This is a genomic window from Marinomonas balearica (assembly GCF_004362145.1).
Lineage (GTDB): Bacteria > Pseudomonadota > Gammaproteobacteria > Pseudomonadales > Marinomonadaceae > Marinomonas > Marinomonas balearica.
The window spans coordinates 1-19,289 of sequence record NZ_SNXC01000001.1; the positions used below are offsets into that span (position 1 = coordinate 1).

The following is a 19,289-nucleotide window of genomic DNA, read 5'->3' on the forward strand; positions in this document are numbered from 1 at the left end:
TAAACAGCGGTGGCCTAACCTTGAAATCGAGGAGTGGTAGCCATTAACAAGTACATGCACAGCGACTCGTAAACTCGCGCGTGCTGTAAGCGTTAGGTAATCCGTGACCAGAGGTTATTATAATGTTTGAGAAAGTAATACTGAAAGGAACGCATGTTCGTCTGGAACCCTTGTCAGAAAGTCATAAGGAAGGCTTATGCCAAGCAATTTCTGACGGAGAACTATGGAAATTATTTGTTACCTTTGTTCCTCATCTAGATGATGTTGAAAGTTTTGTAAATGATGCCTATTTGGCACACCAAGCGGGTGATGGTTTGGCTTTCGCTATAATTGATGAGACTACTAATAAAGTAGCTGGCTCTACCCGTTTTATGAGGGCAAGCCTTCGAAATAATAGAGTGGAAATAGGATCTACCTTTCTAGGTAAATCCTTTCAAAAAACTAAGATAAACACAGAAGCAAAGCTACTTATGCTTGCACATGCTTTTGAAGTATTAAATTTAAACCGTGTCGAGTTTCTCACTGATTATCTAAATACTGCGTCGCGCAATGCCATATTGCGCCTTGGTGCAAAACAAGAAGGAATATTGCGTAACCATATGGTCATGCCCAATGGTAGGGTAAGAGACTCTCTGCTTTTCAGTATAATTAAAAATGAGTGGCCTAGTATTAAACAAAACCTTGAATATAAACTTGCCTAACAAAGCCAACCACAATCGCCCACAAAAAGCGTGGGCTGGACTCGCTACCGTTCGTCTGTGTTGGTGGCGTTATACGAGATTGAGCTAATTTACACTTTTATTGTATTTATTTCCTTATCAGGGCAACAATAAGTGACACACACATCGAAGTTACTCACAGCGTTATCGAATAGAAAACAGGGTATATAACCCGTTTATTTATGCCCTACCTCAAAAATGGCACACTATTTCTGAGGTGAATGATATTCACCTTCTCGCGTTGTCTTTTGTGCTTTCAGAAAGTGTATTAGTATCAGATATACAGTGAATGGATGGCTGAAATAGTGTGCCATACCGATACATACATATGCTCATCAACATGGCACGGTTTGTCTGAAAGGCTAAAACTCTGTTTAGATTAGAGTGTTAGAGGTCGGGTAAAAATCATACCAGTGCGGTTGAGTATGCCTATTAATAAAATGTTAAGTCACTCTCTCAACTCAATACTCAACTCACAGAATGTTTATGGGTCCGAGTGTATATTGACTGCAATGGACTTATAAGGGTATTTAGATGGTTGATGCGGGAATTAAAATTACAAGAAATCTAAAAGTTGGAGCGTTAGACGCAGAAACAGATAGTTCATTGTTAGATAAATGCTTTGTAGATAAAGGTGATCTTGACGAATTACTTGATGTAAGTAACCCTGCTGCGGTTGTACTTGGTAGAACTGGTTCGGGAAAAAGTGCCTTAATACATAAAATTGAAACATCAGCAGATCATTGTTCTAGGCTTGATCCGAATGATATATCTGTAAGATTTTTAGAACACTCGGATATTATTAAGTTTTTTGATGCTTTAGATATAAAATTGGACTTGTTTTATAAACTACTTTGGCGGCACTTATTAGTCGTAGAAATTTTGAAGTTGCGATATGACATTAGAAATGAACAGGATGGAAAGCGCTTTACAGATGGTATATTTTCTTGGTTACGAAGAGATAAGGCTAAGAAAAAAGCTATAGAGTATTTCAACGAGTGGGGTGATAAGTTCTGGTTAGATACTGATGAACATTTACGTGAAATTACGTCAAAGCTAGAAAATGATACGAAGGCATCGATAGGCGCGAAATATTCGGGTGTATCCCTTAGTATCGATGGTGTTGAAAAACTTTCGGAACAAGAACGGACTGAGATTAGACAGCGTGCAAGTCAAGTTGTAAATGGGCTGCAAATAAAAAAGCTTAACGAGGTTCTTGAGTTGTTAGCTCTTTACTCTTTTGATGATAATCAAAAAAAATTCTATATAGTCATTGACCAATTAGATGAAAATTGGGCTAATACCTCAACTCGTTGCCGATTTATTAGAGCACTTATTGAGGAAATTAAATCATTTCGAAAGATAGAAACAGTAAAAATTATTGCTGCATTGAGAAAAGATTTGTTGGATTTAGTTTATGACCAAACTAGAGATTCTGGGTTTCAAGAAGAAAAATATGAAGCCTACATGTTGGAATTAAAATGGAGCACCGAAGAGCTAACTAAGCTGGTCGAACTTAGAATTAATGAAGTGTTCCGAGTTCAATATACTAAAGAGGTTGTTAGCTTAGACCATATTTTCCCCAAACCCAAGAAAGGTGGAGGGCAAACTGCCATAGGGTTTATTCTTGAAAGAACATTACGGCGTCCTCGTGATGTTCTGCAATTTGTGAACGAAGCTTTTAACATAGCTTCTGAACGTGAGCGAGTATCTTGGAGAGCTCTAATTTCTGCTGAAGCGAACTATTCTGAAAAACGGTTAAAATCTTTAAAAGAAGAGTGGGGTGAAATGTATCCATCGTTTGAAGATACTGTGGAAATTTTACGAGGTCTACCGTCTACATTTTCACGCTCAGCTATAAATCAAGATCGTCTAAATGATGTTTTTATAGCATTAAGTGAGGCTCACAATAATGACCCATGTGTCAAAATGGTTCATAGCTACTTTGAAGCTAAATCAGTAAAAGATACCGATGTATTATATGCGATTTTGCAGTGTTTATATCGAGTTGGTGCGATTGGTGTAAAGGTTAGTTCTTTAGATACATTTCTGTGGGCGCATATTGATCAATCAAGTGTGAGTAAGGGTGAAGTTAAACGGTCGAGCCATCTGAAAATTCATAAAATGCTCTACCGAGCTCTAGATATCGAAACTGAAGACAAATCAATGTTCGTAACTTAAGTGACATAACAAAGCATTTAAGAGTGATTCCCAACGCTTGGCATTTTTCATTCCATCGTTGGGTTTTGTATTTACGGTGGTATGGTTAAGTTTTGTGGATGCGTTGCTCACATCTTAATGCGGCGTTGAACTAAGCCGCTTCGCGGAGCGTTCTTTGAATACCCAAAATTAGCCGTTAGCGACCAAACTTAACTGTCCTGTTAATTCATTATAGGAGAGTTTATATGTCTGCGTTACGTCAAAAAATCATTGATTCAATGACCCTTGAAGGGTTATCCCCCCTGACTCAAAAGGCCTATCTTTATCAGATTGGTGAAGCCTCACGCTACTTTAACCTACCGCCCGACCGTATTCGGCGGGCAGATATACAGCGTTATATCCTACATCTTATACGGGATCGGGGCTGGAGTTGGTCAAGTTGCCGACAGAGTGTTCATGCTCTGAACTTTTTGTACCAGAAGGTGCTGTCTAGAAACCGTTTAAGAGTTGCTTTACCTCACCCAAATCTACACAAAGTCTACACAGGCAAAGTCTACACAGGCCACCCATAGCTTTATTAATACCAAATCGATAACTCGTTCGTCTCAAATAACAAACTCAAGGATGACGGAATTCGTTATGCCTAGACCAAGAAGCCAACAGGTCAGCCTGCCTGACACGCCTTATTATCACCGTATTTCACGATTTAGCGCGTAAACCTTGGTAGTAAAGCGACGCCATCTCAATCAGACGGCTGTAGGTCCGGCGAAATTCAAACAATAAAGAACCATTCAAATATAAAGAATCAAGAGGGACATCGGCATTGAGAAAAAGCACCGCCTGATGGTCATAACATTCATCAACCAAGCTGATAAAGCGCCGAACCGCATCATCATTAATACCCAGCGCCACTTCTCGATCGCCTGTTTGACCAGACCCTATCGCGCCATCTTCGGTACCACGCGCTTTAATATGCTCAAACGGCTCACTACTGAGCTCAGGAATGCCGGAGACCAATATACAAGAATACCTTGCCGCTAATGCCATATAATCCATAGAAGACCTCGGGCCATCACACAAATCATAAAAATCAAACCAGACAACATTGTCTGATTCTTTAACTATTTTAATTGGCCGACCACATACTTGTAGTTCTTCTTGTTGAATCGCGCCTTGAGTCAGTTGATTAAAAACAGACTCTAGCTTCTGCTCTTCTTGGACAAAATACATCGGGGCGGCATGCGTATGGCGTAAACGATGATCTTTACCGCCCGCCAGATTAATACTCACAACATTTGCTTGCAATAAGGTAATAGGCGTCGCAAATCGTTGCTTTTGTAGCTGGTTTTGGAATAAGTTTTCAACGGCTATATTTGACGTCGCGACCAATACAACCCCTTCTTCAAACAAGGACTCAATCAAACCACCCAACAGCATGGCGTCGCCTATGTCAGAAACAAAAAATTCGTCAAAACATAAGACCCGACACTCTGAAGCCAATCTTTTCGCGATGCCTTTTAGCGGATTCTTTTGACCAAAAGCAAGGTTCAATTCTTTATGCAGCCGCGCCATAAAATGATGAAAGTGCAATCTAAGACCAACGCCCTCAGGCAAACATTCATAGAATAAATCCATTAAAAACGTTTTACCGCGCCCCACATCTCCCCACATATAAACGCCTTTACACAGACTTTTTTCGGCCTGTGTGGACGTCATATTTATGCCCTGATTTTTCGATGGGGAAGTCGTAGAAACTAAGATCTGGTGGACTCTATCTAATTCCGCCAAAGCAGCCTGCTGGTGCTCGTCAGAGACAATATTATGCTGATTAATACGAAGAAGATAAGCTTGTGACGGTGATAACATGCAGAAGGGCGTCTCTAACGGTAAAAGAAAAATTGTCCCTCTTTATCCCTATATTCACAAGAGAGGCACTCGTTTATTTTCTGGCAGATGCCTTTCTATAAGATTGTGAAAACTCCTCGTTCTGTACTTTCTATACCGACCGCTTTCTATACAGACCACCTATCACTTTATTGACGCAAAATCGATAACTCGTTAGTCTCAAATAACAAACTCAAGGATGAGGGAATTCGTTATGCCTAGACCAAGAAGCCAACATGTCAGTTTGTCTGACACTCCTTACTATTACTGCATTTTATGCGGTGTCTGCCGTGCTTTTCTCCGAGCAACTTGAACAGGAAGTAATTAGCTGCGATTTGTATAAAGAATTTAGACTTGCACAAGCCATGTTCCAAGTCTCTATAGAAGCTACATGGTGTCCACAGGGGGTCGTGGATAAGGCTTCAAATTACCCCATAAATGTCACTGAATTTATCGAAGGAACTTAAGGAACTCTAATGCTAGTAAGAAACGCTGAAATACAGGATTTAGAACAGGTTGTTTCTCTTTTCCACGATTATCGTGCATTTAATCAATGCGATAACAACCCGATGGAAGAAGTCGAATTTATAAAAAATCGTCTAGAAAACAATGACTCAACCATTTTATTAGCTATAGATAATGGCGAAGTTGTTGGTTTTACCCAGCTGTATCCACTCTTTTCATCGACCGCCATGAAAAAATTATTTTTGCTGAATGACTTATATGTACTTCCTGAATCCAGAGGCAAAGGTGCTGCCAATAGCTTAATTGAAAAAGCAAAACAGATGGCCATAAAAGAGAATGCAAGAGGCTTATTCTTAGAGACTCAAGCAAGTAATAAAACGGCTCAGAGCCTGTATGAAAAAGTTGGTTTTGTTAAAAATGACAACTTTTTTTACTGCATGGATCTGTAAGCAATAATATTAATTCAGGTCATTCAGAACTGTTAGGTTATAAAATGGATGCCCTGAATTATTCATTGCACAAATCTCGCGGATATTGTTACGCTTTACCGAGTCAGTATGTAGAAGATATGGATATAAAAAACATGAAGTTAGAACAAGTACGAAATAAGCTGATGGCGCACGGATTTAAAGCCTCTATTGATAAGCGCGGGGATCGACTGCAGGTCGGAACTTGGAAATCTTTATATCGCTTCACTGTGCGTTATCATGAATTATCTAACACCTGTAAATTGGAAAGCAGTAAAGTATTCGGCCCCCTGAATATTGCGATTGGTTTGTTTGGGGTTTGGCAGTTGATTAGTGTTTTTTTCAATACGGAGGGTGAGGAAATCTCACTGTTCTCAGTGTTGCTCGTTCCTATTATCTTCTTATCTTTATTGACAGATGTTCTACGGTTCCTTTTCCAGCCTTCAGCTGAAAGAAGTGCGTTAAATATTATTAATACCTGTTTAAGTGAAGAGTAAGTCTTTTTCTTATTCAATCACGGTAAAGTCTGCTTTTTTGTACTGCGGCATGGTCATGCCAACATTGGCGTTGATGTAAGTGGGGTCGGCGACGGTATACCTTTTCCCTTTGTAGTTAACACTGTCACCTCGAACCTCGTGTGACAAAGACACCGCGGTAGCAACGTGATTAGAGTATTTCAGTCCAACTACATCTAGCCCCAGTAGGCTTTTTACTAATGTTTGAAATAGGATGCTGCGGTCTTCGCAATCGCTGTATGGGAAGTGAATCGTTTCGTCGGGAAACATGACTTTTTCATAAGCGAATTGGTCACCGTCTGTTTTGTATTTGAAAGCCGTTTGAGTAAAGCGCAATAAAAAGTTCACGGCTTCCAGTTCGGTCATTCCGTTTATATGAACTGAGAGGCCTTTCAGAAGGGAGTTGTTTATTTGCCTTGAGTTGGTGGCATCAAAGTAGATGCGATAGTCGGATTGAGGCAGGGTGTTGTAAAAGGAAACCAGAGTGTCTGAGTACGTTGCGTTGACGGTGTAGGAGCGGTTCTCAAAATCAAAGGTTAAGGCTTTGCGCTGAATGTCGTTGTCGATTCTAAGTGGCGTTTTGATTGCAAAAGAGAGCTTTTGCCTTGCATCTGGATAGTGGCCTTTGTATGTATGCAGACGCTTGATTGGGCGGCTTTCTTTGGATAATGCTCTGTTTGTTAATGCTTTGTTTGTTAATGCTTTGTTTTCCAATACACTGTTTGGCAATAAATAGTATCGCGCATTGTCGATGTTAAAAAACGGCACGCTGTAAAGGCTGTGTTGCATCGCTGAAAGGAGGTAAACATCGTGTTTGTCGTAGCCTACTTTGAGATCGTAGCCCATTTTAACCATCATAAACCAAGTGAATAAGTTCGCTTTGTTCTGATTTTTATAGAGCGTTTGCCCTGCTTGTTGAATAAACAGGTATTTTGCCCAGTCGTTTAGTGCTAGCGCTTTGATGTAATCTTGCATTTGAGATTCCAATGTTTGGTATTTGGATTCACTCAGTTGCTTCCATACGCTTCCGATGCTTTCGTTGTTGGTGCTTCTAAAACGGAATAACAGGCTTCGATCGTAATTTAGCGTGATGCTTTCACCAAAGAAATGAAACTGAATCTTCTTTTTGCGCTCCTCTAATTTAGGCATCACTTTGGTGGGGGGAGTGGCGGTTTGTATTGGTTTCGCTTTTATCTCTACTTTTGGGGAATGTTTAAGTTCGTCGTTATTGAGCGGCTCTTGCTTTTTCGCAATTGGGTACGTTGACGGTTTGGGTGTTGTATAAGGTGCTGAGGTTTTTATGGCATTAAACTCTTGCCATGATTGCTGTAATAAACTGGCAAACTCATTATCTACCGACTTTTTAAAGGCATCAAAGTCGTCGTCTACGGATTGTTTGAAACGGTCGAAGTCTTCTAGCATGTCGTCTTCAAAATGCTCGAACTTCGAGCTCTTTTTACTGTGCTTAAGTTCGGATTCCAGTTCCGCAAAGGGGTCCGAGTCTGCGAGAGCGGGTTGAGCTAAGATCAGTGTAGCGAGAATAAGGTTTTTCATGTCATCCCTGAAGCGGCAGGCGAAGAATGTCTATGTTGCTTTGAAAGGCTGTAATGTACAAGTTTCTTTATAGTTGAAAGTCGCGGCTGCGCCGCTGTATAACCCTTAATTTTTTTGTAGGAAATGGATGAAAGAAGTAGCGCTTCGTGCAATTAGTGAATTAACTGAAAAACACGCCCCCGAATTTATTGTTCTCTATGGGTCTGTTGTTCGAGGAGATTTCACTGAAGACAGTGATATTGATGTTGCCTGTTTCTGTAGATCCCCTGAAGTTTCAAAAGATGTTCGCACTTTTGAAGGAAGGAAGCTTGATTGCTGGATTTACAGTTTGGAAGACGCAATTCCAAATAAAAACGAATTCCTGAGATTTGTTGGTGGTGAAGTCTTTCTCGACAGCAAGGGCAATGGCAAGAAATTTATAGAGGATGTTACTGCGATCTTTAATCAGGGGCCAGAGCCACTTAAACCTGACGAGGTGTCTCATTTAGTTGAATGGTCCAATAATATGCTCATTAGAGCGGGTGGAAATTCAACTGAAGCTAGGTATCGAAGAACTTGGTTATCAGTTGAACTTCTTGAAATATATTTCAGTCTGCGGAACCTTTGGTATATTGGTTCTAAACAAAGCTTTGCTTGGTTGGAAGAATATGATCCAGCTACTTATCTATTGTTTGATAAGGTGCTCTCTGATCCAACAGACTTAGCAGTGCTAAATGATTTGGTTAGTGCCGTTACAAACACAGAACAAGTACAAGCAATGGACGTGAGAAAGTCCTAGTATTAGACCTCTTTAAATTGGAGTCACCATGGAAAATGTAAGTATCCCGTTTCAGACAATAGACTGAGAAGGTGTTCCTCGAACTGAGCACAAGGGCGAAACTGGAACTGCCTATTGGCAAACAATTGAGTTTGAAGGTTTAAGAGTTCGGCTTGTTGAGTATTCCAAACATTATAAAGCGGACCATTGGTGCGAAAAAGGACACATTGTCTACTGCTTGGAAGGTGAAGTGGTAAACGAGTTAAAGGATGGTACAAAATCCAAATTAGAGTCCGGCATGTCATACATAGTGTCAGACGACCTTAGCTCTCATCGCTCGATCACGGCAGAGAAGGGCGTAAAGTTGCTCATCATTGATGGAGCGTTTTTACAGTCCAATGCCAAGTAAGTGCCTTAAATCGGAAAATCGCCCTTTATCTCTTGCTTAGATATTGGCTATTGATGTGTGTTCATACGCGGTGAGTGGTTACTCCATATTCAAATAGGGTAGCCATAACGCTATCTCTGGGATTAAGCAAAGTATGAATGCGGCTAAACACATTAGAACGAAGAACGGGAATGAAGCCGCAGCGACTTGACCAATTTTCTCTCCTGTTAACCCTTGTAAGACAAAAAGATTGAAGCCAACCGGCGGTGTGATTTGCCCGAGTTCTATAAGTATGACGAGAAAGACGCCAAACCAAATGGGATCAAAGCCTGCTTGAATGATGATGGGTAAAGTGATCGGCAAACTCATCACCGTTATGGAAATTCCATCTAAAAATAGGCCAAGGATGATATAAAATATAGCCAATGCTAAAAGCAATAAAGCCGGAGAAAGGTCAAGGCTGGCAATGTAGTTGGCAAGCTCTGACGGTAAATGAAGAAACCCCATCGCGGTCGATAATAGAGCCGCAGAAACTAAGATGCTGCACACCATGGTTGAGCTAAGCAGTGTGGATCTCATTGCTTCTTGTATCATTTTAAACGACAGCTGCTTTTCTTTTATTAACAGAACGATTGTCGCAAAGACACCTACTGCTGCGGCTTCTGATGGCGTTGCGATGCCCGTATAAATAGCGCCCATCACAATGGTAATAAGTAAGAAAACGGGCATTAATAGCGCGATACTTTTTAGTTTACCGGTTGTGTTTGGTTGTTCAGGAGGGCAAAGAGAAGGTGTTCTTAATGTTCTGAATATTATGTAACCTGAGTAAAGTGCAGCGATTAAAACCCCAGGTAAAATACCTGCCATAAACAGCTTACTGATTGAAACCTCCGACTGTATGCCATAGACGATCATGACAAGAGAGGGTGGGATTAATAGACCCAAACTTCCCGCTCCCGCTAAGGAGCCAATGGACAGTTTTCTGTTGTAACCGCGTTTCTTGAGTTCTGTTGTTGTGATTTTTCCAACGGTTGCTGTTGTTGCAGCACTTGAGCCACTGACGGCCGCAAAGAGTGCGCAACCAAAGACATTGGTATGCAAGATTCCGCCCGGAATTTTTTTAGTCCAAGGTTCTAAGCCTCTAAAAAGTCTATCTGAAATATCTGACCGAAAAATGAGCTCTCCCATTAATATAAAGAGCGGGATGGCTGATAACTCCCAAGAGTTGGCCGATCTAAAAAGAATGCGGCTAAGTATGGCTCCCGCACGGTCTACGCTGACATCTCCAATGACAATGAGAGAGAGTAAGGCGACAATGGCTAAGCCTGAAAACACCCACACTCCAAGCCCAAGAACCAAGAGTATTAAGAGAATGATAGCGGCGGCAGATAATACAGTTTCCATTTTATTTCAGTGTCTCGGCGTTAGGGGGCTGGCGTGTAGAAATGAGTAAAAACATGCGAACAAAGAGTGTGAAACACAAAATACCTAAGCCGATCAAAACCATGCTTTCTGGAATCCATAGAGGTGTTTCTGCAATGGATTCACTGGTGATGTTTCGTTTAAAACTCCTTGAAACATTGAAGTACCAGTAATAAGAAATCCAAGAAAAAAGACTAAAAGTTAGAAACGAAATGATGAGGTCTAATAGCCAATGATGTTTTTCAGGCAGGTGATCACTCAATATATTTACTTTTATCAGACCATTGTTCTCTAAGCTGTAACCCAATCCCAGAAACGTAATTGTGGCAATGGCATAACCAACAAATTCATCAAGTACGTATGTCGATGTTCCAAATAAACGTAACGTTATTTCTAATAGGATGTGACAGAGTAGGTAGCCTATAAGTAGCATAGCAAGCAAACCAGACAGCTGGTTAAGCCGTCTGGAAAAGAGCACTAGTAAGTTAGTGATCATTTACTTTTCTCAAACTCAGCCATAATATTTTGGCCTGATTCTCCCGTGTCTTCTAGCCATTCAGTTAGAGAGGGCTGAGCAGATTTTTGCAACCAACCGATAAAGGAGTTTGGCAAGGATTCGTGAAGCGTCACATTATGAGACGTTAACTCTTTATAGTTTCCTGCAACACGTGTTTTTACGGTTTTCCAATTATGCGCATCTGTTAATGCGGCCGCTTTCAAAATCGCGCTTTGCTCTTCAGTCGATAAGTCGTCAAAGACTTCTTTGTTCATGTGCACCATATTGAGAGGGATGGCATATTGAATCGCGCTGTAGTGATTTAGGTGCTCCCAAAATTTCCCACTGGCTCCAGCATCAGCAGACGTTAGTACGGCTTTTATTCCCCCTGTCGATAATTGAGGCACAACATCGCCCCAAGACAATTTAATCGGTTCTGCTCCCGCTTCTCGTAGAGTCAGGGTTCCATTTTTATCGTAGGTACGGATTTTTAAGTTGGTGAGTTCTTCTTTTGTTGTGACCGGTTTCTTCGACCAAATACCACTGGCTGGCCAAGGAGAAGCATAGAGTAGAATCTGGTCGTTTTGTGCGAAGATCTTCTGATAATAAGGCTTTGCAATCTTGTATAGGGTCTTGGCTTGGTCTTCGTTTTCAGCGATGAAAGGCAATGATGATAGCAGAAATATAGGGTCTATTCCGGCCATACTGCCTGCTAAGGTATCGGCAATTTGAATGGCGTTATCCGCAACCGCATAGAAATTATCAGCAGACTTAAAACCGAGAGAGCCACCAGTATGGAGGGTAATGTCTATCTTGCCTTCGCTTAGCTTAGCGACTTGTTCGATGAAATATTTGTCGCCTTCCGCATGAATTGAGGTTGCATTGTATTCGTTTGAGAAATCAAATTTTGCGTCGGCTAGTGTAAATGGGGCTTGGAGCAAGGCAAGAGATACTAATAATAGGCTAGGATAGCGCATACAACTTTTCCTTCGGGCGTTGGGATACCTTGACTCTAGGTTGCTTGCCTCTTCGCGGGTTTTCTTATTGCGGCGGAACGTTGACGGAATGCGCAAAGTTGTTTTTGATATTATTGATAACGAGAGGTTTTAGGCGGGCGGAATTTGCCTTTGGTTGTTCACTCTTTGAGCTGAAAAGTTTACGCTTCGCTTTCTAGAAATGAACGACGGAAGTCGATTGGCGATTTACCAAAGAATCTATGATATGTACGACTAAAGTGAGCTGCGCTTACGAATCCGCACGCAATCGATATTTCAAATATACTTAGGTTAGATTGTTGGATTAGTTGTCGTGCATGAGTTAATCGATACTCCATATAATAACGTGCAGGGGTGACACCCACATGGTTTTTAAACAACCTCTCGATTTGTCGTCGAGAGGTTCCAACGAGTTGCGTCAGCTCCCCTATGCTTAATGGGTCTTCTACATTGTTTTCCATTAGCTGGATCGCTTCTTTTATGCAATCAGGGGTGTGTGATTCAGAAAACAGAAAACGATTCATCGCATTTGAGTCTTTTTTATTAGACCGATCACACCCAATCACTTCTGCAACGGCGTGTGAAAAGGCGGTTCCATGTGAGCGATTGATGAGCTGGAGCATCATGTCTAATGTGCTGTTGGGGCCGGAGCAGGTTAGTACTTTATCTTCCTCGGTAAAAGTCGATGTGGATACGTTTAACGCGGGAAACCGTTCTTCCATTATGGCTTTGTTATTTTGATGTATCGAGATGGTGCTTCCTGTTTTGATTTTACTATTGGCAATATAAAAACTTCCGTTCCATATCCCTATGATGGTGGCATTTGATTGGGCTGATTTGGTTAGTTTTTTAGTAAGCAACGGTTCGGACTTTAGCGGACTACGAAACCCGCCACAAATCACTAAAACAGTGTCTTTGCTTGTTTCAATGTCTTGTATATTGCCATCAGTCTTAATTTCGAGAGAGATATCAGACAGGACTTTGTTGCTGTTTATACTGTATGTTTTGCATTCGTACAGTGGCGTGCCATGCACTAGGTTCAGAGTGATCAGAGAATCGATGGCAATGGAAAACGAGGACATAGAAAAATGATCGAGTAGCACAAAATTGGCTCTTTTTGGCTGTATCGAAGAGTTTGTTGTTAAGTTTGAGTTAGCATGTGCAAAATTTGAGCGCTTTAGGTGGCTTTGAAAATACGTGGAGTTTGGCTTGCTTCTCATTTCTAACATACTTGGATTCCTTTCTGAGTCTTTATGAACAGAGCGTTTTGTTTCCAAGCACAAAAAATGCCGTTTTTCGTTTAAGCCATGTATTTAAACTTAACGTTGTTTTAAGTTAGGGTAATCTTTTGGAAATCCTGCTTTCTTATTAGGTGCTATGAGGTAATTCAGTATGAGTACGAATCAATTTATCTATAAGATTGTTCCTACCCGACCGGATATGCTGACTTCCGGCCCGACCGACGATGAAGCTGTAGTGTTGAAGCAACATTACGAGTACTTAAGAGATTTAACTGAGCGAGGAATTGTCAGAATAGCCGGCAGAACACTGGTTGAAGACGAATCGACATTCGGCATCGTCATCTTTTACGCAGAGTCTGAGCGTGAAGCGAACACGGTAATGAATACTGATCCCGCTGTTAAATTGGGTGTAATGCATGGCGAATTGCACCCCTTTCGTATTGCCTTAGATTCCAGTTCGGTTAGTGCGGGAGTTCATGAAAAATCTGACACCTAATAATGGTTTTTTATTGGAAAATTGAGTGCGTTTTTTTTCTGATTTGAAGAGAAAGTTCATTCATATGTACTATGGAATAGAATGTGAGTAACGTCTTAGAAATCTTGTTCGACTTCGTCGTCGAAGTGCTGAAATTTATTTTCATCGTTGTATTATTAGACAATATTGTTTTTTACTTGGGAAAAGGAACTTTGAAGCTGCTTTCCGGCGGTTCATATCCACCAGTTGAAAGAACACAAACGTCAATTAACATAACCATTTTTGTCGGTTTGATTGTTACCGTAACCGCGTTCATCTGTATCGTTTTGGTAGCAGATAAGATTCGATATGGCATATAGCAATGCCGTGGAACGGGACGGAGGTTCATTAAGCTTTTTATGTACAAGGACAGTATCTCAATGAAAACTATGAAAAATGTGTGTTCAGCCTTTTGTATTCTGATTGGTTTAGTTGGCTGCGGTGAAGAGAAGTCTTCGAATAAAAGTACAAACACTAGTACGAAAACCAGTACAGAGAGCCTGATTGAGAGCAATTTGGCTTTATGGAAATCGAGCGATATAAAGAACTACATGTTCACCTATGACGCTTCGTTAAATGATTGCCCACAAGCGGATCCTGCACTATCAAGAGTCATTACGGTGGAAAATTCAGTCGTGGTGAGTGTGTACGTACCAGATCGTGGTGTTACTATCGATGTTGGTAACTATCCTACAATCGATGGCGTTTTTTCGTTAATGGCCGACGCAGCTGCATCAAATACAATGGTGTTTTCGAGAAATCCGAGAGATACAGATAGCCCTCCAGAGTTTAATCAACAGTACGGATTCCCTGTCGCGTTTTTTATTGATCTGTCTGAAGGTGAATGTGATGGAACGGTATACAGCATCAAAGGCTTCCAATAGACATACGTATTATATCGATGTTCGTATTCTCGAGTCTTATACATAGCTATAAGGCTCTGAATTTTTTGCTTAACTCTGCAATCACCCCAACTCATCAGTCACTTTTTGTCTGTTCAATATAAAAAAATGTACTTTTTTTAAACTTAGTTTTATGGATTCCAACATACATCGAAATATGCTGATAAAATAGCCGATTAATCGTCAATCACCATTCAAAGCTGGTACCTTGTGAAAACACCGAAACGTCTACAACCCCTCATCGAAGACGGTTTAATCGATGAGGTGATCAGTCGCCTAATGAGCGGCAAAGAAGCCGATATATTTGTTGTCCGTTGTGGTGACAAGATTCGATGCGCTAAAGTCTATAAAGATGCCGTTAAGCGTAGCTTTAAAAAGGCCGCGCAATACCAAGAAGGACGTAAAGTACGCAGTGGTCGTCAAGCCCGAGCGATGCAAAAGCGCTCCAACTATGGCCGCCAACAACAGGAAGAAATTTGGCAAAATGCCGAAGTCGATGCGTTGTCCCGTTTGGCGCGAGCACAAGTACGTGTTCCTGAAACCTTTGGTTGCATTGACGGTGTGCTGTTAATGGAATTAGTTGTAGATGAAGCGGGCGATGTTGCTCCGCGTCTTGGCGATGTGACCATGTCGGAAGAGCAAGCGATTGAAGATCATGCTCTCATGATGCATTACATTAAGCTTATGCTTTGTGAAGGCATTGTGCACGGTGACTTGTCTGAGTTTAATGTACTCGTTGATGATTACGGCCCAGTGATTATTGATTTACCTCAAGCGGTCAATGCCGCTGCGAATAACAGTGCACAAGAAATGTTCGCGCGTGACGTCAATAATATGCGCCGATATTACGGTGAATTTGCTCCGGCGTTATTACACACTCAGTACGCCAATGAAATGTGGGCGCTGTATGAAGACGGTAACTTAACACCTAATACCGCCCTTACTGGTGAATTTGTCGATAACAGTGATAGCCCTGATGTTGATGTCGTGTTAGAAGAAATCAACGCTGTTTTGAAAGAAGAGCTAGAGCGCAAAGAGCGTCTCCGTGAAGCTGAAGAAGACTGACTCATTAAGCTAAACAGCTATTAAAAAACACCTGCAACGTCGTTTTACGGACATTTGCGGGTGTTTTTATTTCGGTCTAAAGACAATATCCCCCATCAAGAGGGTTGTAGAGCCATACGTTGTTGGTTACTACACTTAAATAAAAAAGGGCACAGATCTGCTCGACCTATGCCCTTAATTTATATCTGACCCAGATTACGGCCCGATTTAGAGATTAACCGGCTGCCATCATCGCGCGAACGCGAGCCACAGGTCTTTCATCGATCACGATATGGATTATTGCAGTTAAGAATGCAATGCCTGCTGCCATCCACCAAACGATGTTGTAAGAACCTGTTGCATCGTAAAGATAACCGCCTAACCAAACACCACAGAAGGAGCCAAGTTGATGGCTCAAAAAGACAATGCCGTACAGCGTGCCCATGTACTTAAGGCCAAACATTTGCGCGACCAAACCAGACGTCGGTGGCACTGTTGCTAACCACAATAGCCCCGTTACAATCGAGAAAACATAGACGTTCATGGCCGTCATAGGTAACAACATGAACGCAGCAATAGAAATAGCCCGTAAAGCATAAATATAGGTCAGCAACATTTTCTTAGAATATTTGCCTGACCACGAGCCAGATAACAAACAACCAAAAATATTAAACAAGCCGATTAATGCCAAGCTTGCAACGGCAATGCTTTCGTCAAAACCTTGGTCAGTCAAAAAAGCGGGCATATGGACTGTGATAAAAGCCAGCTGGAAACCACAGACAAAAAAGCCGATCACTAACCACCAATAATGTGAATGCTTGCTCGCCTCTTTAAGTGCTTCTGATAACGTTTGGGTATCTTGAGCATTCGTACTTTGCTCTGAGTTTGTTACACCTTTGAACGACAAGGCCAAGAACGTCATGAGAAGTGCTGAGCCAGCCAGTAATATCAGTGCAGTATGCCAACCGTAAGCTTCAATAAACCCTTGTGCCACAGGAATGACCAACAACTGTCCTGCTGAGCCCGCCGCGCTGCCTAATCCTAAAGCAAACGCGCGTTTTTCAGGACGAACCATACGAGCCATTGCAGGTAAAACGACACCAAACCCCGTTGCGGCTATGCCCATGCCCATTAAGAGTCCAGCGCCTAAGTTTAACCCTAAAATCCCATCTGCATGGGCGGTCACAAACAGACCCAAGGCATAGATAAGAGCACCAATAACGACGGCTTTTGCTGTGCCATATTTATCTGCAAAGGCCCCTGCGATGGGTTGGAATAATCCCCAACAAAGGTTTTGTAAGGCAAGAGAGAACGCAAATACTTCTCGACCGTAGTGAAATTCATTGGAAATCGGGGCCATAAAAAAGCCCATAGAGGAGCGTAAACCAAAGTTAAGCGCTAATAGTACGCAAGTAAACGCAATGGCAAAGCTAACGAGTTTTACTGGGGTAGACATAACTAATCCTAAGTTTTGGAAGATACAAACAAGTACACTGGTTTAACCCACGTCCTTTTGAGCTTTCTGAGCGTCTCAGAAAGCGTATTTGCACTGTCCTTTTTGATCTATATACAGACTATTGATCTGCGTGAACACTAGTCTGGTGATGGCTTCTAGCATGTTACGTGTTGTCGCACTGCTTTTTTGCACGAGGGTGCTGTGCAAAAAAGTCGTTATTTAGACCGTGCGTACTGCCTTGTACATGCCTAGATTTGAATCTGGCAAGGTGTCATTTTCAGTGGCCACCATACCGCGATAATGGATACTTTTTTTGCCTAAAAGCGACATTTTTCAGCCGTCATAGGACCGATTAGGGGACTTTAATTCGCACCGGATCGGGCAGTACTCTCACAATTTGTGCTCTGGCCTTATGCCAGAACCCGGATAATACCAGCAATGATAAGCCAAGTGTCACACCAACGGTTGCAAGACTGTCTTCTAACATGCCGTAGGTGTTCATAAAGTCAACGAGCGCATACAAAACATACGCTAAGGCCGACACCATAAATGCACGGCGATCGATAATTAGAGAGATAACAGTAAGCACCAGATACAAAGCAATGATGGAGAGCAATTGCGTGCCACCTGTATTATCGGCTGTTAGGTTAGCAAAGACCGAATGAACGATCAGCGGTGCTGCGCTTAGGTGTAGCCAGAATGCGATGTCGGATTGTTTTTTAACGCGTTTTCTGTCCTGAGCGTCCCACCAAATAGCAAAGGCAAATAAGAGCGCGCCGGAAATAAACGCCAATTCGTCAATGTATTGAATGTCTTGTAGGGTAGGGAAGACAGACAGTGCCAGCGAAACAAAGAACACAAGCGTTGCGATAGCGCCTGCCGCAATGGTGATAGGTACAGCAAAACGGCGCCAGTGTAGATAGGCTGCGGCGACGGTTACGATAGCGGAAATGATTAAACTGTTTTCTTCGGCGGCAATAATAGACATAAAGAAAATAGAACAAGCGCTGAAAATTCCGCCAGTGAAACTCAGTAGCAAGACTATCGCAGGCAGTGCCATTTTGCGTTTTAACACGAAAAACTCTGCTAACCCCCACGACGCGACAGCGGCCAATAGCGGACCTACGGCATCATGGAAAGAGTCGCCTAACCAGACGAGAGAGAACAAAAATAACCCCATCGCAATGACGACGAAGATGTCGTTGAAGCTTGTGATCAATCGAACATTTTCTTCGTCCGCAGACGTTGTATGTCGCATGGACTGCATATAATCACGAAAGCTCGCAACATCCTCCGGTTGAAAAATGCCTTGAGCGGCGGCGTTGTCTAGATCTTCATCCGTGTACATGTTTATGGTGCCTTTATGATGAATGTTTACTTTTAAAGCGTGTGAGGCGTACCATGAAGGATAACGCATCGCGTTTCAAGGTTGTCACATTCTTTCCTTAGAAACAAAGAGATTCGAAGCACTGTTATGACTCCAACAACTCAACCACTATTTTGGCGAGATACCGCGCTTCCTTTTGTAGAACTTCGACACATTATCGATGGGCACAAGGTTCGCTATGTTCCTCATTCACATGAGCAATGGTCGATTGGTGCTATCTTAGGCGGTGAGAGCGCGTACCTCTGCGCCGATCGTATATACGATGTCGCAGCGGGAGATTTGGTTATCATGAACCCGCAGTTGGTGCATGCCTGTAACCCCAAAGTCGGATCACCTTGGTCCTACTATATGATGCATGTCGATTGTGACTGGTTAGCAAAGCTTCTTCATCGAAACGGCGTGAGATCAACGCCTTCATGGGAACCAAGTCAAACGGACTGGCTGACGTCGCCTGATTTGTTTGAGCGCTATAGGGCAATGGCGGAGGTTTTATTCTCTGAGCACGGAGCACAGAGTGATAAAACAACGGCACTGGAATCATTCTTATGCCACTTGTTTGAATCGATCGACAAAGCCGCTGCTCAAGAATCAAAACTTCCAGTGACGCCAAATAAGCTAGCACGAGTCGCGAATTATTTGTTGGAACATTGCCATTTAGAGACGCCTATCGAGGACATTGCAGACCAGTTTGGTTACAGCGCCAGCTATTTGACGCGTCAATTTAAGCAATATTATAAGATGACACCTCACGCATACCGATTAAATCGTCGCATCCAGCTTGGTCAGCTAGCACTAAAAAATGGCGTGCCTATTGCGGAGGTTGCTAACGCATTTGGGTTTAGTGATCAGGCGCACTTTCAACGCGTCTTTAAAGAGCGAGTGGCCGCAACACCGAATCAATATCGCTCTATACATCGTTAAGA

General features: G+C 42.1%; 20 protein-coding genes and 1 pseudogene. 13 read left to right on the forward strand and 8 right to left on the reverse strand.

What is annotated here, in order from left to right:
• Positions 1–122: 122 nt before the first annotated feature.
• The 3 genes from DFP79_RS00005 to DFP79_RS00015 all read left to right on the forward strand — a co-directional run bounded on the left by DFP79_RS00005 (position 123) and on the right by DFP79_RS00015 (position 3,451).
• Positions 123–701, forward strand: a complete 579-nt coding sequence (locus tag DFP79_RS00005) for a GNAT family N-acetyltransferase (RefSeq protein ID WP_243730157.1) — start codon at positions 123–125, stop codon at positions 699–701.
• Between the two features lie 552 nt (positions 702–1,253).
• A complete protein-coding gene (locus DFP79_RS00010) occupies positions 1,254–2,900 on the forward strand; it encodes a P-loop ATPase, Sll1717 family (protein WP_133501746.1) in 1,647 nt (548 codons plus the stop codon).
• A gap of 224 nt (positions 2,901–3,124) precedes the next feature.
• Entirely contained in the window at positions 3,125–3,451 is a 327-nt protein-coding gene (locus DFP79_RS00015; protein WP_243730158.1) for a site-specific integrase, read from the forward strand.
• A 127-nt stretch (positions 3,452–3,578) separates the two neighbouring features.
• On the opposite strand, the gene zapE is transcribed toward DFP79_RS00015, so the two are convergent.
• The gene (gene zapE / locus DFP79_RS00025) at positions 3,579–4,745 is read right to left on the reverse strand and encodes a cell division protein ZapE (protein ID WP_133501747.1); all 1,167 of its coding nucleotides are present in this window, start codon (positions 4,743–4,745) and stop codon (positions 3,579–3,581) included.
• A gap of 254 nt (positions 4,746–4,999) precedes the next feature.
• Between zapE and DFP79_RS17845 the strand changes: the two genes are divergently transcribed.
• Genes DFP79_RS17845 through DFP79_RS00040 form a run of 3 tightly spaced genes read left to right on the forward strand, consistent with a single transcriptional unit; the run spans position 5,000 to position 6,192 of the window.
• A complete protein-coding gene (locus DFP79_RS17845; protein ID WP_166637604.1) occupies positions 5,000–5,230 on the forward strand; it encodes a hypothetical protein in 231 nt (76 codons plus the stop codon).
• A 9-nt stretch (positions 5,231–5,239) separates the two neighbouring features.
• Positions 5,240–5,677 (forward strand): GNAT family N-acetyltransferase, encoded by a 438-nt coding sequence (locus DFP79_RS00035; protein ID WP_133501749.1) that lies wholly within the window; start codon positions 5,240–5,242, stop codon positions 5,675–5,677.
• A gap of 44 nt (positions 5,678–5,721) precedes the next feature.
• Entirely contained in the window at positions 5,722–6,192 is a 471-nt protein-coding gene (locus tag DFP79_RS00040; RefSeq protein WP_133501751.1) for a hypothetical protein, read from the forward strand.
• Positions 6,193–6,201: 9 nt separating this feature from the next.
• Here the strand turns inward: DFP79_RS00040 and DFP79_RS00045 are convergent, their stop codons facing one another.
• Entirely contained in the window at positions 6,202–7,764 is a 1,563-nt protein-coding gene (locus DFP79_RS00045; protein WP_133501753.1) for a hypothetical protein, read from the reverse strand.
• Between the two features lie 127 nt (positions 7,765–7,891).
• Between DFP79_RS00045 and DFP79_RS00050 the strand changes: the two genes are divergently transcribed.
• A complete protein-coding gene (locus tag DFP79_RS00050; RefSeq protein ID WP_133501755.1) occupies positions 7,892–8,542 on the forward strand; it encodes a nucleotidyltransferase domain-containing protein in 651 nt (216 codons plus the stop codon).
• Between the two features lie 85 nt (positions 8,543–8,627).
• Positions 8,628–8,930: pseudogene (locus DFP79_RS00055) on the forward strand (DHCW motif cupin fold protein); the annotation flags it as partial.
• A 78-nt stretch (positions 8,931–9,008) separates the two neighbouring features.
• On the opposite strand, the gene DFP79_RS00060 reads toward DFP79_RS00055, so the two are convergent.
• The 4 genes from DFP79_RS00060 to DFP79_RS00075 all read right to left on the reverse strand — a co-directional run bounded on the left by DFP79_RS00060 (position 9,009) and on the right by DFP79_RS00075 (position 13,051).
• Complete coding sequence (locus DFP79_RS00060; protein ID WP_133501757.1) at positions 9,009–10,313, reverse strand: TRAP transporter large permease; 1,305 nt, start codon at positions 10,311–10,313, stop codon at positions 9,009–9,011.
• Between the two features lies 1 nt (position 10,314).
• Positions 10,315–10,827: a TRAP transporter small permease gene (locus DFP79_RS00065; protein ID WP_133501759.1), complete on the reverse strand. Its 513-nt coding sequence runs from the start codon at positions 10,825–10,827 to the stop codon at positions 10,315–10,317.
• Positions 10,824–11,804, reverse strand: a complete 981-nt coding sequence (locus tag DFP79_RS00070) for a TRAP transporter substrate-binding protein (RefSeq protein ID WP_133501761.1) — start codon at positions 11,802–11,804, stop codon at positions 10,824–10,826. The genes DFP79_RS00065 and DFP79_RS00070 overlap by 4 nt, the downstream gene beginning before the upstream one ends.
• A gap of 179 nt (positions 11,805–11,983) precedes the next feature.
• A complete protein-coding gene (locus tag DFP79_RS00075; protein ID WP_133501763.1) occupies positions 11,984–13,051 on the reverse strand; it encodes a GlxA family transcriptional regulator in 1,068 nt (355 codons plus the stop codon).
• Between the two features lie 163 nt (positions 13,052–13,214).
• Between DFP79_RS00075 and DFP79_RS00080 the strand changes: the two genes are divergently transcribed.
• From DFP79_RS00080 to DFP79_RS00095, 4 genes are all read left to right on the forward strand, one after another.
• Positions 13,215–13,559, forward strand: coding sequence for a YciI family protein (locus DFP79_RS00080; RefSeq protein ID WP_133501765.1), 345 nt, complete (start codon positions 13,215–13,217; stop codon positions 13,557–13,559).
• Between the two features lie 83 nt (positions 13,560–13,642).
• Complete coding sequence (locus DFP79_RS00085; RefSeq protein WP_133501767.1) at positions 13,643–13,897, forward strand: hypothetical protein; 255 nt, start codon at positions 13,643–13,645, stop codon at positions 13,895–13,897.
• A 60-nt stretch (positions 13,898–13,957) separates the two neighbouring features.
• Positions 13,958–14,461 carry a DUF6174 domain-containing protein gene (locus tag DFP79_RS00090; RefSeq protein ID WP_133501768.1) on the forward strand — a complete coding sequence of 168 codons (504 nt, stop codon included), beginning with the start codon at positions 13,958–13,960 and terminating at the stop codon, positions 14,459–14,461.
• Between the two features lie 228 nt (positions 14,462–14,689).
• Positions 14,690–15,544 (forward strand): PA4780 family RIO1-like protein kinase, encoded by an 855-nt coding sequence (locus DFP79_RS00095; RefSeq protein WP_133501770.1) that lies wholly within the window; start codon positions 14,690–14,692, stop codon positions 15,542–15,544.
• A gap of 214 nt (positions 15,545–15,758) precedes the next feature.
• Here the strand turns inward: DFP79_RS00095 and DFP79_RS00100 are convergent, their stop codons facing one another.
• Together DFP79_RS00100 and DFP79_RS00105 are read right to left on the reverse strand one after the other, a co-directional pair.
• Positions 15,759–16,979, reverse strand: a complete 1,221-nt coding sequence (locus DFP79_RS00100) for an MFS transporter (RefSeq protein ID WP_133501772.1) — start codon at positions 16,977–16,979, stop codon at positions 15,759–15,761.
• A gap of 352 nt (positions 16,980–17,331) precedes the next feature.
• Complete coding sequence (locus DFP79_RS00105; protein ID WP_133501774.1) at positions 17,332–18,327, reverse strand: hypothetical protein; 996 nt, start codon at positions 18,325–18,327, stop codon at positions 17,332–17,334.
• Positions 18,328–18,453: 126 nt separating this feature from the next.
• On the opposite strand from DFP79_RS00105, the gene DFP79_RS00110 reads away from it, so the two are divergent.
• Entirely contained in the window at positions 18,454–19,287 is an 834-nt protein-coding gene (locus tag DFP79_RS00110) for an AraC family transcriptional regulator (RefSeq protein ID WP_133501776.1), read from the forward strand.
• Positions 19,288–19,289: the final 2 nt, after the last annotated feature.